The following is a 14,187-nucleotide window of genomic DNA, read 5'->3' as shown; positions in this document are numbered from 1 at the left end:
GGCGCACAATCTACCGGCAAGCGGGTCTCGGCGCAATCACAAGGCGGCTGGAGCCTGCCGTTCTAAGTCGAAAATCGCATAAAAGTATAACCAAATAAAAGAGGATGGACTAAGGCGGCCTTTGCTAGACTGCCGATCACAGAACGGTGGCACACCGATCCACCGCCGGATTGAGAGCCTGATTTCCATGAGTACCTTCGACATCGATCAACTGGCTGTCGACTACGCCAGCAAATCCCCTCAACAGATTCTGGAGCTGGCATTCGCCAACTTCGACAACCTCTGGCTGTCGTTCAGCGGCGCCGACGACATCGTCGTGCTGGACATGGCCTGGAAACTCAACCCGAACGTCAAGGTATTTACCCTCGACACCGGCCGCCTGCACGCCGAGACCTATCGGTTTCTGGAGCAGGTGCGCAAGCATTACGGGATCCAGCTTGAGGTGTTGTCGCCCGACCACCAGCAGCTTGAAGCCTATGTGCGCGAAAAAGGCCTGTTCGACTTCTACGAGAGCGGTCATGGCGAATGCTGTGGCGTGCGCAAGATTGCGCCGCTGCGCCGCAAACTGGCCAGCGTCGATGCCTGGATCACCGGGCAGCGCAAGGATCAGAGCCCGACCCGGGCAGATGTTCCGGTGGTGCAGCTGGACGGCGGGTTCTCGACCTCGACGCACTCACTGGTCAAATTCAATCCGCTGGCCAATTACACCAGCGAGGACGTCTGGAACTACATCCGCATGCTGGAGATTCCCTACAACCCGCTGCACGAGCGTGGTTTTATCAGCATCGGCTGCGAGCCCTGCACCCGCCCTGTATTGCCGAACCAGCACGAGCGTGAAGGTCGCTGGTGGTGGGAAGAGGCAACGAAAAAGGAATGCGGCCTGCACGGCAGCAACCTGATCGCCAAGTCCTGAAACTGAAAAAGCCGGCGCATCTCTATACGCCGGCCTTCTTCTCTCCCTCAGCAGCCGCTGCACGTCAGTGAACCGGCAGCTCCACCCCATCAAATAATGCTTCCAGCTCGAGCTTGCTGCTGCACTGCAGCGCCCGATCAATCATCTCGCGGGTCAGATGCGGCGCGAACGCCTCAATAAATTCATACATGTAGCCACGCAGGAACGTGCCGCGACGAAAGCCGATCTTGGTGATGCTGGACTCGAACAGGCGACTGGCATCGATCACCTCCAGGTCGGGATCCATCTCGGGGTCGACAGCCATGTGAGCGACAATACCGACGCCCAGGCCGAGCCGCACATAGGTCTTGATCACATCCGCATCGGCGGCGGTGAACACGACCTTCGGTGACAGGCCACGGTTACTGAACGCGTCATCCAGCTTCGAGCGCCCGGTAAACCCGAAGACATAGGTAACCAGCGGCCATTCGGCCAATGCTTCCAGGGTCAGCTCTGCGCCACTGGCCAGCGGGTGCCCCTTGGGCACGATAACGCAGCGGTTCCAGCGATAGCACGGCATCATCACCAGATCGGAAAACAGCTCCAGTGCTTCGGTAGCGATGGCAAAGTCGGCCGTTCCATCGACCGTCATCTCGCAAATTTGCATCGGTGTGCCCTGATGCATGTGCAGCGACACATCCGGGTAGTTCTTGATGAATTTCTGAATGATTGGCGGCAACGCATAACGTGCCTGGGTGTGGGTGGTTGCCAGTGTCAGCGTGCCCTTGCGCTCGTTGCTGAACTCCTGGGCAATCTGCTTGATGCTGTCGACCTTGCGCAGAATCTCGCCGGCAGTGGCAATGATGCGCTCTCCGGCCGGTGTGATGCGGGTCAGGTGCTTGCCACTGCGGGAAAAGACCTCGACACCCAGCTCATCCTCCAGCAGCCTGATCTGCTTGCTGATGCCCGGTTGCGAGGTATACAGACTCTGGGCAGTCGCCGATACGTTCAGCTCATGATGGGCTACTTCCCAGATGTAACGCAGTTGCTGCAATTTCATGATTGTCTTCCCCTTGCGAGCCGCAGCACCACGCCTTCCAAGGCAGGGATCAAAGGCACGCTTATAACCAGATAGGCCGATATGCCTGCTAGCTTAGTCCATAAACTCCTGCTCGCATACGGCATCTCGCGGGACTGGCCGACCGACGGCCGATTGAGTGGCTCAGGTCACACTGAATGCGGGGATTTGAGATTGCTGATGCCGTGCGGCACGTGCCCGGTGGGGACCACATCGACAGCGCGTCGACAATGTCCCTCCTGGTCATCAAAGAACAGGTCGGCGCCGAACGCCTGAAGAAAGCTGGACTTGTCCAAGCCGCCGAGGAACAAGGATTCGTCCAGCCGGATGTTCCATTCGCGCAGGGTACGAATCACCCGCTCATGGGCAGGCGCACTGCGCGCGGTGAACAATGCCGTCCGGATCGGGCACTGTTCGCCAGCAAACTCGGTCTGGATCCGGTTGAGCGCGGCAAGAAACGGCTTGAAAGGTCCACCGCCAAGCGGCTCACGCGCCGCCGCCTGCTCGCTGGCCTGAAAGGCAGCCAATCCCTCTTTCTGAAACACCTGCTCGGATTCATCGGAGAACAGCACTGCATCCCCATCAAAGGCAATGCGCAGCTCATCACGTTGCTCACGGGCCCGCTTGGCGGGAAAGATGGTGGCGGCGGCAAATCCCGCCTCCAGCGTTGCGCGCACATCCTCGGCATGGGTCGACAGAAACAGCTGGCAGCCGAAGGCGGGAATATAGGTGAAGGGGCTGCGCCCGCCGGCGAAGGCCGCGCGGGTGATGCCAAGCCCGTAATGCTGAATCGAATTGAACACCCGCAGTCCGGTATCGGCACTGTTGCGCGATATCAGTACGACCTCGACCCGGCTGTCGCCCTCAAGCAAGTTATTGATACGCAACAACTTCTGCACCAGCGGAAAGGCCTCTCCCGGTTCCAGCGGAATGTCTTCCCGGGCAATCTGGTACTGCCGATAGGCCTCCAGCCCTTCCTGCTCAAAAACCTGATGACTTTCGTCCAGGTCAAACAGCGCTCTGGAGGAGATGGCGATGACCAGTTTGTCTCCGAGCAGGGTGGGCATGGGGCGTCCTTACTAGTTACTGAGATAGCGGGCCTGGAGGAATTTCAGCTGATCCAACATTGCCTCTATTTTCGGCAGGCTGCAACCAGCTTCCTTGCCCAGGCGCAGCAACTCACCGTACAACGCGTCCAGCTCCATGGGGCGCTTGTGCAGCCAGTCGTGGTACATGCTCGGATAATAATCGGGCATGATCTCGGTGCCCTTGAACATGTAGCCGATCACGCCGTCGGGAATGTCGATGCCACGGGCCCGAGCCGCCGCAATGACCTCTTCCATCATCTCGGTGATCAACTTGCGACTGGCGGGGTTGCCCACCAGCTCCTGGGTGCCGGCATTGAGTACCACAGAGATACCGTTGAATGGCGCATTCCAGACCAGCTTCTGCCAGCGCGCCTCGTCAACACCGGGCAACAGCCGCGTCGGAATATTGCCGGATTCAAGCAGCGCTGCGCCCTCCTTCAACAGTGCCTGCTGCTCTTCCTTGGATACAGCGGGGCCGGAGTGGTAACCCAGGTCGATCATGCCATTGGACTGGTGCTTGACCAGACCTGGGCCTTCACGGAACAGGCAGACGTAGCACAGACCGCCGATCAGGTGCATGCTGTCCGGCAGCAACGGTCGCAGATGATCTTCGTTGTTCAGGCCGTTTTGCAGCAGAACCACCTTGGCATCCGGCTTGCCGGCGGCTGCAATGATGTCACCCAGGTTGTCTGCTGTGGACTTGGCACCCACCAGCAGCCAATCGCACTTCGGCATATCCGCTGCATCCTGGTAGGCCTGTACCGGGTGAATATGCAATTCGGGATTGACCAGGCTGTTGATGGTGATGCCCTTCTCCTTGACCGCCTGGTATTCGCTGCGCAGCAGAAAGTGCACGTCGTTTCCGCCATTGACCAGCATGGCGCCATAGAAACCGCCGATTGCACCGGTGCCAATAATCCCGATCTTCAGATCACTCTGACTCATACAACCCTCATCTGGATGATGTATTTATTGGTATGCAGGCATGTTAATCCGCTCGCGCCGGGCGAGACAGTCAATAACACGACAAACCTGCGGCCAAATGCCCCATCATTCACATCGCGGTTGAGCACGGGCAAGCGGCCGGGCTTTGACCCGCCGATTTCCGCCGGCCACTCAGCGTGCAGCACGAAAGGCCAATTTATATTGTTTTTCAGGGCAATAGAGCCTGGGCGGGGTAGCCTAAGCCGGCAAGCTTGATTAAGCTGTGTAGCACTCAAAAAGCGCCGCATTGCCGTGGCGAGCACCACATTCCGGGATGACTGATGGCCGATTTACCTATTGATGACCTGAACATAACCTCCAATGAGATTCTGATTACGCCTGAACAGCTCAAGGCTCAGATTCCGCTTAGCGAAGCCGCACAGGCGACCGTGGTGCAAAGCCGCCAGGTCATTCGCGACATTCTCGACGGCAAGGACCATCGCCTGTTTATTGTCATCGGCCCCTGCTCCATCCACGACGTCAACGCTGCCAAGGACTACGCCGCACGCCTCAAGGAGCTGGCGGCGGAAGTAGGCGACACCCTGTATCTGGTCATGCGCGTCTACTTCGAAAAGCCGCGCACAACCGTGGGCTGGAAGGGATTGATCAACGACCCCTACCTGGATGACTCCTTCAAGATTCAGGACGGCCTGAAGATTGGTCGCCAGTTGCTGCGCGACCTGACCGAAATGGGGCTGCCAACGGCAACCGAAGCGCTTGATCCGATTTCGCCGCAATACCTGCAGGATCTCATCTCCTGGTCTGCCATCGGGGCCCGCACCACCGAATCACAGACCCACCGGGAAATGTCCTCCGGTCTGTCCTCGGCCGTAGGTTTCAAGAACGGTACCGACGGCGGACTGGCAGTGGCGATCAACGCGCTGCAATCGGTATCCAGCCCACACCGTTTCCTCGGCATCAATCAGCAGGGCCAGGTCTCGATCGTGACCACCAAGGGCAACCCCTATGGTCACGTCGTCTTGCGCGGCGGTAACGGTAAGCCGAACTACGACTCGGTCAGCGTAGCGCTGTGCGAGAAGGATCTGGAAAAGGCCGGTATCAGCAAGAACATCATGGTCGACTGCAGCCACGCCAACTCCAACAAGGATCCGGGCTTGCAGCCGCTGGTGATGGATAACGTGGCCAACCAGATCCTGGAAGGCAATGACTCCATCATCGGCCTGATGGTTGAGAGCAATATTGGCTGGGGTAACCAGTCGATTCCGAAGGACCTGTCCCAACTGCAATACGGCGTGTCCGTGACCGATGCCTGCATTGACTGGGCCACCACGGTGCAAAGCGTGCGTTCCATGCGCGACAAGCTCAAGGATGTACTGCCGCGCCGCGCGCGCCTGAAGCAGGACTGAGGTCCTCAGCCATAAAAAAACCGGCCAATGGCCGGTTTTTTTATGGCGATATGACTGAGCACCTAACTGACCGCTGCCGCATTGCGATCCATATAGCGTTCAACGTATGAGCAGGACGGGATCACCGTATAACCATGCTCCTGCGCGTATGTCAGCGCATGGGCAGTCAGGCGGGCAGCCACCCCCTTGCCACGAAGACTGTCTGGAACGAAGGTCCTATAGATATCCAGCGTGTTCTTGCCCAAGTCCATATAGGCCAGATATGCCCGCATACCGTCCAATGTAATATAGAACTGCTTGCCGTCCTGATCGTGCTGGATGGTCGCATTCATATTCATTGTCTGTCTCCCAGGCAGAAAGCGTCGAGCGAAGAGTTATCCACTATAGACCGAGATCGGGCGGAATGTTTCCCCGCCCGTCTCAAAAAGTGAACTACCCCGCCGAAACCATCCCCATTCCCAGCGACATCAGCAGGGCAATGGATGCCAGACAGGCAATGACCGGCACAGCCACCGTCACCACAAAGATGTCGCGATAGGCTTCCTTGTGGGTAATACCCATGATCATGAAGGTCGCAATCACCGCGCCACAGTGCGGCAGCGAATCCAGCCCGCCAGCGGCGATGGCAGCGATACGGTGCAGGATCTCGGGGTCAACACCCATCTCGATGTAATGCGGCCCGAGCGACTGCATAAAGATCTGCAGGCCACCGGACGACGAGCCGACAATCGCCGAGACCACACTGACCGAGGCAAACACCGACAGCAAAGGCGGTAAATCGACATTCAGGATCCAGTTAGCAAACTGGGCGAACCCGGCAGTCTGGGTCACCACACCGCCAAAACCGATCACCGCAGCGGTATTGAGCAACGGCATGATGGAATCATCAGCGCCCTGACCGAATGCCTGCGCCGCCTTGCGACGCAAGCCCGGAAACAGCAGTACGCAGGTCAGCGAACCAAGAATGAGCGAGATACTGGGCCAGATGATCGGCTGCGCTGCACTGAACAACAGAACGCGAGCGACGATACTGTCGCTTTCAGACCAGTCAGCCAGACCCAGAATAGCGCGTGGCAGCATGATCGAGCCCAGCACCACTACCATGGGAATCAACGCCATCCACCATACCGGTGCATCATTCGGATCACCGATAAGCTGCTCCATGCGACGGTCCTGGGCATTTTCGACAAACCCTTCGCCGCGGGCCTGGGCGCGTTTCCACTGGCTTTCCACATACCACATGCCAAGACCAGCCATAATCAGCGCAGCAAAGATGCCGATCCAGCCTCCGGCAAACAGGTCGGTACCCAGCGCACTGGCAGAAATCACGTTATGAATGGACGGCGTTCCCGGCAGCGCGGTCATGGTGAAGGTGCCCGCGCCAACCGAGGTCGCAGCCGCCCAAAGCCGCTTGGGCAGGTTGGCTTCACGCATCAGCGTGATACCCAGCGGATACATGGTGAACACCACCACAAACACCACAACACCGCCGTAGGTCAGCAAGGCGCAGACGATCATGCCAACCAGCAGCGTATGACGCACACCCAGCGCGCGAGTGATCGATAACGCGATACTCTTGGCCGCCTGACTGGTCGCCATCACCTTGCCGAAAATAGCGCCACAGAGGAACAGCAAAAAGAACTTCCCGGCAAAGGTAAACGCACCCAGCGGGCCAAACGGGAAGAACTCCAGAAAGGTTTGCGAGATCAGCATATTGTTGGTCAGCGCGACCACCAATGCGCAGACCAGAGACGCAATAAAGATATTGATCCCTCGCAAGGCCAGATAAATAAGTAACGTCACGCCGGCGAGAAGACCGAGATTTCCGAGCATTGTTTTTATCCTTGTAGTTGACTGCGCTGGCTACATTACCCCAGCGCAGATTCACTACAAAGCCTTTAGCGCCGGAATCAGAGCGCTTTATTGTTGTGTATTGGTAACAGAATTATCGGTTGCCTACTTCCAACCCACGATGCAACTGCTACTATTACTGGCGCTATCAGGAACGTACAGCCGAAGACCGATGGAACTTCGAGCCACTTTTTCGGTCTTGGGCTGTGCGTTCTTGAAGCAAGACTTTTTACACAAGGGGAAAGTTATGAAAACTGCACTGAAAGTATCCGCCGTAGCTCTGGCCGCTCTGCTGGCCGCCGGCTGCAGCAACAGCATGGAAAAGGAACTGAGCGCTCGCGTTGCCGCTAACGAAAACGCTACTGCCAGTGCCCAAGCCCGTGCTGACGAAGCTTACCGCAAGGCCGAAGAAGCTCTGGCTGCCGCTCAGCGCGCACAGCAGACTGCTGACGAAGCCAACGAGCGCGCCCTGCGCATGCTCGAGAAAGCCAGCCAGAAGTAAGGCCAGCTTTGCCGATCCGGATCACATGGTCCGGATCGGTTGTCCAATTACGCCCGGAATACCGCTCTCGGCATAAACCAGATCGCGAATCGCCGTCCAGTCCAGCCGAAACCCCCGCACCTTCTCCTGCTGCTCTTCCAGCAACGCCTGAATCGCCGCCTGCTTGTCCAGTGTTGAAGGCATGCCATGTTCATCCAGGGCGGTATGTACCTCCAGGTACAGCAAGCCATCCTTGACGCCCAGCTTATAAGGCTGGTTGACAATGGTTACCGGCGTGCCGACCGGCACCTGCGGAAACAGCTCGGTGATATCCTCGTTACGCATCCGGAAACAGCCATGACTGACCCGCGTTCCGATACCGAACTTCTTGTTGGTGCCATGGATCACATAACCACTGAGCGCCAGATTCATCTTGAACGGGCCCATCGGGTTATTCGGCCCCGGCGGCACTACTGACGGCAACGGGTCACCATTGGCAGCGTGCTCCTCCAGGATGGATTTGGGTGGATACCAGGAGGGGTTGGCTTCCTTGCGCAGAATGCGCGTTTCACCAATCGGCGAGGACCAGCCTTCGCGGCCGATACCAACCGGGTAGCTGGAAACCAGTTCACCGCCCTTGTGGAAGTAATACATGCGAAATTCGGGGAGATTGATGACCACACCTTCGCGCTGCCCGACCGGAAGGATGTGCTGGCCCGGGAGGATGATTTCGACTCCCTCGCCGGGCAACCAGGGGTCGATACCCGGGTTCGCCGCGGTCATCTCCAGATATCCGAAACCCCGCGCACTGCCAAGGTCGGCAAAGGTATCCTCATAGAGCGCCTGATAGCGGGTGACCTCGCCAATCAGATCCTGATCCGCCGACAACAACGGGTAGTCGTTTGCCTGGGCCGCACCAAGGCCCAGCCCGGTAAACAGCAGCGCCGCGGTGATTCTGCCCAGTCGAGAACACACGCTCAACATTCCTTCAGCTCCCACTTAGCATCATATTCAAGTCAAACTGCTGCATTTGTCCGCTATCGCCATTATTGCGCGCAGCGACAGGACGACGCCCTGCCACCCTCGCCTGCTCGGCCAGATCAACACAGGTCGGACACAGGTTACGCAGATCCGCACGCGTCAACTCACGGTAGATCGGCGACGACGGCAACAGGTCTCCACACAGGGTGCGCTCACGGGGTACGTCGAGCCGCAGATTGATATCAACCAGGTGAACATGCCAGGGATCTTCCACAAACAGATCCCGCTGCTCATCCTGCTCCACCAGACACCAGCGTCTGGCCATCCAGGACACACTCAATTCAGGGCTCCACCTTAATCGTTTATCGCAGCAGGCTGCTGCGTCAGAACCCATTCACGTATTACCGGCCAGGCATTATCGAGAATACCCGGCTGCCCCTGCGCGTTCGGATGAATGCCATCGGCCTGCATCAGTTCACCGCGATCAGCCACGCCTTCGAGCAGGAACGGCACCAGCGGCACCTGCTGTCGATCGGCAATCTGCCGGTACACCTGCTCAAAGGCTTGCGTATAGCGAACACCATAATTGGGTGGGATCCGCATACCCAGCAGTATGACGTCAGCGCCGGCCGCACGCGACTGTTCAACCATGGCAGTAAGATTCTGTTGCATATTATCCGGCGGCAGGCCGCGAAGGCCATCATTACCACCCAGCTCGAGGATGACCAGGTCCGGCGCATGCTGCCCCAACAGCGCTGGCAAGCGAGCCAGACCACCGGCGGTGGTATCTCCGCTGACAGAGGCATTATGGACCGGCAAAGGGTAATTTTCCGTCTCCAGCCGCCGCTCCAGCAGGGCAACCCAGCCCTCACCAATTTCCAGACCGAAAGCGGCGCTGATACTATCACCGACAATCAGGATCCCCTGAGCTGCCGCAGGAAAGGAGAGCAGATACAGCAGTACCGCTCCCAACCAGTTTCTCAAGCCATTCATCAGGTCCGTACACCATGTCCGATGCCGTTGTAATCGCTCGCCACCTTAGCAAAGTCGTGACCAGCTCGGAAGCGCCGCTGCAGATCCTCGACGACGTCTCACTCAGTATCGAACGCAGCAGCAGCCTGGCCATTGTCGGCGCTTCGGGATCGGGCAAGTCAACCCTGCTCAGCCTGCTGGCCGGTCTGGACCTGCCAAGCAGTGGTCAGGTCATACTCGCCGGCGAAGACCTCACGGCACTCAACGAAGACCAGCGCGCGACACTGCGCGGCCGTGAGGTAGGCTTCGTCTTTCAATCCTTTCAGCTGCTGGACAGCCTCACCGCGCTGGAAAATGTCATGCTGCCACTGGAGCTGGCCGGGCGATCCGACGCACGGGAACGCGCCGGCGAACTGCTGCAGCGGGTCGGACTCGAAGCCCGGCGCCAGCACTACCCCCAGCAACTCTCTGGTGGCGAACAGCAACGGGTAGCCATCGCCCGCGCCTTTGCCAGCGAACCCAGCATCCTGTTTGCCGACGAGCCAACCGGCAACCTGGACGCAGCCACCGGCGAGCGCATCAGCGACCTGCTGTTTGCACTCAATCGCGAGCGCGGCACCACCCTGGTGCTGGTAACGCATGACGCGCAGCTGGCCGACCGTTGCCAGCACGCAGTACGCATGCAGGCGGGCCGCCTGCTTGGAGACGATGCATGAACCGACCGCCGCTGGCCCGACTGGCCTGGCGCCTGTTGCGCAGGGAATGGCGGGCGGGCGAACTGACCGTGCTGCTGGGTGCCCTGCTTATCGCGGTGACCATCAGCTCCGCCATCAGTCTGTTTACCCAACGGCTTGAGCGCAGCATGACCGATCGCGCCGCAGAGTTTCTGGGCGCCGATCTGGTTGTCTCCTCGCGTAGCCCCTTGCCGGACAGTTACGCAGAGCAGGCGGCAGTCAATGACCTGATGCTCAGTCGTCAGCTCGAGTTTTCCAGCGTCATGGCCAGCGACTCGGCAATGCAGCTATCCAGTGTCAAGGCGGTTGACGCGGCGTATCCCTTGCGCGGCGAGTTACGTATCAGCCGTTCCGCTTTTGCCGAGGAAACAGCAACCCGCTCCGTACCGGCTGCCGGTGAAATCTGGGTGGAACCACGCTTGCTGAACCAGCTGAGAGTTCAGGTCGGCGACAGCCTGGAGGTTGGCTATGCGACGCTGCGAATTAGCGCTGTACTGACCCATGAACCTGACCGTGCAAGCGACTTCTACAGTCTCACCCCGCGGGTGCTGATGAACCTCGATGACCTTGACGCGACCGGCGTGGTCCAGCCCGGCAGCCGGGTAACCTATCGCTTGCTGTTGAGCGGCGAACGCCAGGCACTGGAGCGTTACCGTAACTGGATAGACCCGCTGCTGGGGGTAAACCAGCGACTCAGCAGCGTGGAAGACGGAAACCGCCAGGTTGGCAATGCGCTAACGCGGGCCAATCAGTTCCTAGGCCTTGCCAGTATTGCGGCCATTATTTTGGCTGGGGTTGCCGTGGCACTGTCATCCGGGCGTTTTGCGTTTCGTCATTTCGACAGTAGCGCCCTGCTGCGCTGTATGGGACTGCAACGCCGGCAGGTGCTCACCCTGTTCACCCTTCAACTACTGTATATCGGGATCATTGCCACCGTGGCCGGCCTCGCCCTGGGGCTTGTCGTGCAGTGGGGCCTGATGCAACTGCTCGCCGATCTGCTGCCGCCACGGTTGCCGGAGCCGGGCATCTTGCCGCTGCTGGTTGGCGCGGCTACCGGTTTCAGCGCACTGCTCGGATTTGCCCTGCCGCCGCTGCTGCGACTTGGCAACGTCGCGCCTTTGCGGGTGCTGCGCCGCGACCTCGAACCGATGCCTGTCAGCAGCTGGCTGATCTATGGGCTCGCCCTCGCCGTCCTCAGCCTGCTGATGTGGCAGTTCACCGGCGATCTGACCATCACCCTGGCCATGCTGTTCGGCGGAGCACTCGCTGCATTGCTGCTCGGGCTGCTCGCCTGGCTGCTGCTGCGCGCGGTCGCCGGCAAGCTGCGCGAGGCCAGCCTGGCCTGGCGGTTGGGCAGCGGTGAACTGCTCAAGCGCCCAACGGCCGCCGCCACGCAGATGCTGTCATTCGGTCTGATTTTCATGTGCATGCTGGTTGTCCTGATCCTGCGGACCGAGCTGCTCAGTACCTGGCAGAATCAATTACCGGACGACGCTCCCAACCACTTCGTACTGAACGTACTCCCAGCTGAACAACAGGCGTTCAGCCAGGCACTGGAGGACATCGGTGCACGCAGCGCCCCGCTCTACCCGGTCACGCCAGGACGTCTGGTCAGCATCAACGGCGAGCCCGTGCGCACCGAGGTAAGCAAGGAAGATGGCAATCGCGATCGCGGAACCCGGGCCATCAACCGTGACCTCAGCCTGACCTGGGCAGCCGAGCTGCCAGCAGACAATCAACTGCGCGAAGGCCAGTGGTGGCCAGCAGTCGCAGCCCCTGCTCCATCCGCCATGGCCCGTGTGTCCATCGAGGCCGAGCTGGCCGACAGCCTTGGTGTCACCCTTGGTGACAGGCTGGGATTCGTCATTGAAGGCAGGAGTCTGGACGCCGAGGTCAGCAGCGTCCGCAGCGTCGAATGGGACAACTTCACGCCCAACTTCTACATGATCTTCGCCCCGGGGGACCTTGACGGCTTCCCCGCGACCCTGCTGACCAGTTTCTATTTGCCGGCCGAGCAACGCGGTGCCCTGCGGGAGCTGAACCGTCAGTTCCCGGCAATGACGCTGCTGGAAGTCGGCCCCTTGCTGGCCCAGATTCGCGACATTCTCAGGCAGGTCACGCTGGCAGTGGAATATGTCCTGCTGTTTGTTCTGCTCGCCGGGATGACAGTGCTGTTTGCCGCCCTGCAGGCTACCCTTGACGAACGGCTGTATCAGGGCGCATTGCTGCGCACACTGGGGGCCGGGCGAGCGCTGCTGCGCCGCGCAAGCTGGATGGAGTTTTTGCTTCTGGGGCTGATGTCCGGCCTGATGGCAGTGGTGGCCGCAGAGCTGGCCACCTGGGCGCTGTATCGATTTGCGCTGAATCTGGATTGGGCACCGCATTTGCTGTTTTGGCTGCTGACACCCTCGGCAGCGGCCTTGCTGATCGGTTGCGCGGGCGTCTGGGGGACCAGGGCGGTGCTCCAGCAAAGCCCCATGCGCCTGATCAACCGCGGCGCCTGAGCAGCCCCGAATGCAGCCGTCGATCAACACCGGAATATCCGGTTCGGCAGCTGCTCGGGTTTCTTGACGCATGGCCGCCGCACTTGATCGACGTCAACCTCACCTCGCAGCAAAGCGTCTAGAATGGATTTCAGCGGCTTGGCAACAGCAGCCAGCCGCCCCCAGCACAAGGAACCGTCATGCCAAAACCTCCTCGCCATCTCGTTCGGGCCCTGATCGCCGCAGCCGTGCTCGCCGGCATTGCTCTGGTTACCTGGCTGGAGCTGCAGCCTGACGGCTACGGTGATGGCTTTGCCAGCGGTAACGGCCGGATTGAGGCGACCGAGATCAACATCGCGACCAAGCTCGGTGGACGTATTGCCCGGATCCTGGTCGACGAAGGGGATTTCGTCGAGCCCGGACAGCTGCTGGCCGAAATGGATACCAGCGTACTGCAGGCGCAACTGCTGCAGGCCGAGGCACAGGCTCGGCAGGCCGAGAACGCTATCCAGACAGCCCGCGCCCAGGTTGGCCTGCGCGAAAGCGAGCGCTCTGCCGCAGAGGCGTTGTTGCTGCAGCGCCAGGCTGAACACAATGCAGCGCGCAAGCGCCATGAGCGCATCAGTGTACTGGTCCAGCGCAGCGCCGCCTCGCGCCAGCAGCTGGACGATGCCCTGGCGGCCATGCAGAGCGCCGAGGCAGCCGTTGCATCGGCGCGGGCCCAGATCCACGCAACCGAGGCCGGCATTGCCGCGGCGCGCTCGCAGGTAATCGAAGCCGAATCAGCGCTGGATGCTACACGCGCAGCGGTAGAGCGCATCGCTGCAGATATCAACGACAGCAAGCTGACCGCCGATCGCAAGGCAAGGGTGCAGTTTCGTACCGTTCAGCCCGGTGAGGTACTTGGCGCAGGTGGCCGGGTTTTGAATCTGGTGGATCTGACCGATGTCTACATGACCTTCTTTCTGCCCGAACGGCTGGCGGGTCGCGTCGCGATGGGCTCCGATGCGCGGATCATTATCGATGCTGCGCCGCAGTATGTGATTCCGGCCACGGTCAGCTACGTCTCCAGCGTGGCCCAGTTCACGCCCAAATCGGTGGAAACGGAGCAGGAGCGGGAAAAAATGATGTTCCGCATTCGCGCACGTATCGACCCGGCGCTGCTGGAGCAGCATATCGAACAGGTCAAGACCGGCCTGCCCGGCGTCGCCTGGCTGAAACTGGATGCCAGTGCCGAGTGGCCCGACGCACTCAGCGTTAACGTCGGCAACTGAAC

At 59.9% G+C, this 14,187-nt stretch carries 14 protein-coding genes; 6 read left to right on the top strand and 8 right to left on the bottom strand.

Annotated elements, in window-relative coordinates; all coding sequences use genetic code 11:
- The first annotated feature begins 187 nt into the window (after positions 1-187).
- Entirely contained in the window at positions 188-913 is a 726-nt protein-coding gene (locus O5O48_RS13265; protein WP_269687261.1) for a phosphoadenylyl-sulfate reductase, read from the top strand.
- A 64-nt stretch (positions 914-977) separates the two neighbouring features.
- Here the strand turns inward: O5O48_RS13265 and cysB are convergent, their stop codons facing one another.
- From cysB to O5O48_RS13250, 3 genes are all read right to left on the bottom strand, one after another.
- Positions 978-1,952, bottom strand: coding sequence for an HTH-type transcriptional regulator CysB (cysB, locus tag O5O48_RS13260; protein WP_269687260.1), 975 nt, complete (start codon positions 1,950-1,952; stop codon positions 978-980).
- Positions 1,953-2,119: 167 nt separating this feature from the next.
- Positions 2,120-3,037, bottom strand: a complete 918-nt coding sequence (locus O5O48_RS13255; RefSeq protein WP_088274088.1) for a 5'-nucleotidase — start codon at positions 3,035-3,037, stop codon at positions 2,120-2,122.
- Between the two features lie 12 nt (positions 3,038-3,049).
- The gene (locus O5O48_RS13250; protein ID WP_269687259.1) at positions 3,050-4,003 is read right to left on the bottom strand and encodes a putative 2-dehydropantoate 2-reductase; all 954 of its coding nucleotides are present in this window, start codon (positions 4,001-4,003) and stop codon (positions 3,050-3,052) included.
- Between the two features lie 320 nt (positions 4,004-4,323).
- Here O5O48_RS13250 and O5O48_RS13245 point away from each other — a divergent pair, with 320 nt between their 5' ends.
- A complete protein-coding gene (locus O5O48_RS13245) occupies positions 4,324-5,409 on the top strand; it encodes a 3-deoxy-7-phosphoheptulonate synthase (RefSeq protein ID WP_088274086.1) in 1,086 nt (361 codons plus the stop codon).
- Between the two features lie 62 nt (positions 5,410-5,471).
- Here O5O48_RS13245 and O5O48_RS13240 read toward each other — a convergent pair whose 3' ends face one another.
- Positions 5,472-5,747: a GNAT family N-acetyltransferase gene (locus O5O48_RS13240; protein WP_228246763.1), complete on the bottom strand. Its 276-nt coding sequence runs from the start codon at positions 5,745-5,747 to the stop codon at positions 5,472-5,474.
- Between the two features lie 94 nt (positions 5,748-5,841).
- Positions 5,842-7,242 carry a GntP family permease gene (locus O5O48_RS13235; RefSeq protein ID WP_228246764.1) on the bottom strand — a complete coding sequence of 467 codons (1,401 nt, stop codon included), beginning with the start codon at positions 7,240-7,242 and terminating at the stop codon, positions 5,842-5,844.
- Positions 7,243-7,507: 265 nt separating this feature from the next.
- On the opposite strand from O5O48_RS13235, the gene O5O48_RS13230 reads away from it, so the two are divergent.
- The gene (locus O5O48_RS13230) at positions 7,508-7,762 is read left to right on the top strand and encodes an Lpp/OprI family alanine-zipper lipoprotein (RefSeq protein ID WP_088274083.1); all 255 of its coding nucleotides are present in this window, start codon (positions 7,508-7,510) and stop codon (positions 7,760-7,762) included.
- Positions 7,763-7,783: 21 nt separating this feature from the next.
- Here the strand turns inward: O5O48_RS13230 and O5O48_RS13225 are convergent, their stop codons facing one another.
- Genes O5O48_RS13225 through O5O48_RS13215 form a run of 3 tightly spaced genes read right to left on the bottom strand, consistent with a single transcriptional unit; the run spans position 7,784 to position 9,715 of the window.
- Positions 7,784-8,716, bottom strand: a complete 933-nt coding sequence (locus O5O48_RS13225) for a L,D-transpeptidase family protein (protein WP_233049763.1) — start codon at positions 8,714-8,716, stop codon at positions 7,784-7,786.
- 13 nt (positions 8,717-8,729) lie between these two features.
- Positions 8,730-9,062 carry a hypothetical protein gene (locus O5O48_RS13220; protein WP_233049764.1) on the bottom strand — a complete coding sequence of 111 codons (333 nt, stop codon included), beginning with the start codon at positions 9,060-9,062 and terminating at the stop codon, positions 8,730-8,732.
- A gap of 14 nt (positions 9,063-9,076) precedes the next feature.
- Entirely contained in the window at positions 9,077-9,715 is a 639-nt protein-coding gene (locus O5O48_RS13215; protein WP_088274081.1) for an arylesterase, read from the bottom strand.
- A 14-nt stretch (positions 9,716-9,729) separates the two neighbouring features.
- Between O5O48_RS13215 and O5O48_RS13210 the strand changes: the two genes are divergently transcribed.
- The 3 genes from O5O48_RS13210 to O5O48_RS13200 all read left to right on the top strand — a co-directional run bounded on the left by O5O48_RS13210 (position 9,730) and on the right by O5O48_RS13200 (position 14,185).
- Entirely contained in the window at positions 9,730-10,410 is a 681-nt protein-coding gene (locus O5O48_RS13210; RefSeq protein ID WP_228246767.1) for an ABC transporter ATP-binding protein, read from the top strand.
- Complete coding sequence (locus O5O48_RS13205; RefSeq protein ID WP_269687258.1) at positions 10,407-12,932, top strand: ABC transporter permease; 2,526 nt, start codon at positions 10,407-10,409, stop codon at positions 12,930-12,932. Before O5O48_RS13210 ends, O5O48_RS13205 begins: the two co-directional genes overlap by 4 nt.
- 179 nt (positions 12,933-13,111) lie before the next feature.
- On the top strand, positions 13,112-14,185 hold the full coding sequence (locus O5O48_RS13200) for an HlyD family secretion protein (protein ID WP_228246769.1): 1,074 nt from the start codon (positions 13,112-13,114) through the stop codon (positions 14,183-14,185).
- The last annotated feature ends 2 nt before the right edge of the window (positions 14,186-14,187 follow it).

Origin of the sequence: Halopseudomonas sp. MFKK-1 (assembly GCF_027474385.1) — a bacterium.
In the GTDB taxonomy this organism is placed as follows: Bacteria; Pseudomonadota; Gammaproteobacteria; order Pseudomonadales; family Pseudomonadaceae; genus Halopseudomonas; species Halopseudomonas aestusnigri.
This window is presented reverse-complemented; position numbering and strand designations above follow the sequence as displayed.

What these genes read in the sequence shown, in the direction of transcription:
- O5O48_RS13265 (WP_269687261.1), top strand. Translation starts at nt 188, where the DNA reads ATGAGTACCTTCGACATCGATCAACTGGCTGTCGACTACGCCAGCAAA.
- cysB (WP_269687260.1), bottom strand. Translation starts at nt 1,952, where the DNA reads ATGAAATTGCAGCAACTGCGTTACATCTGGGAAGTAGCCCATCATGAG.
- O5O48_RS13255 (WP_088274088.1), bottom strand. Translation starts at nt 3,037, where the DNA reads ATGCCCACCCTGCTCGGAGACAAACTGGTCATCGCCATCTCCTCCAGA.
- O5O48_RS13250 (WP_269687259.1), bottom strand. Translation starts at nt 4,003, where the DNA reads ATGAGTCAGAGTGATCTGAAGATCGGGATTATTGGCACCGGTGCAATC.
- O5O48_RS13245 (WP_088274086.1), top strand. Translation starts at nt 4,324, where the DNA reads ATGGCCGATTTACCTATTGATGACCTGAACATAACCTCCAATGAGATT.
- O5O48_RS13240 (WP_228246763.1), bottom strand. Translation starts at nt 5,747, where the DNA reads ATGAATATGAATGCGACCATCCAGCACGATCAGGACGGCAAGCAGTTC.
- O5O48_RS13235 (WP_228246764.1), bottom strand. Translation starts at nt 7,242, where the DNA reads ATGCTCGGAAATCTCGGTCTTCTCGCCGGCGTGACGTTACTTATTTAT.
- O5O48_RS13230 (WP_088274083.1), top strand. Translation starts at nt 7,508, where the DNA reads ATGAAAACTGCACTGAAAGTATCCGCCGTAGCTCTGGCCGCTCTGCTG.
- O5O48_RS13215 (WP_088274081.1), bottom strand. Translation starts at nt 9,715, where the DNA reads ATGAATGGCTTGAGAAACTGGTTGGGAGCGGTACTGCTGTATCTGCTC.
- O5O48_RS13210 (WP_228246767.1), top strand. Translation starts at nt 9,730, where the DNA reads ATGTCCGATGCCGTTGTAATCGCTCGCCACCTTAGCAAAGTCGTGACC.
- O5O48_RS13205 (WP_269687258.1), top strand. Translation starts at nt 10,407, where the DNA reads ATGAACCGACCGCCGCTGGCCCGACTGGCCTGGCGCCTGTTGCGCAGG.
- O5O48_RS13200 (WP_228246769.1), top strand. Translation starts at nt 13,112, where the DNA reads ATGCCAAAACCTCCTCGCCATCTCGTTCGGGCCCTGATCGCCGCAGCC.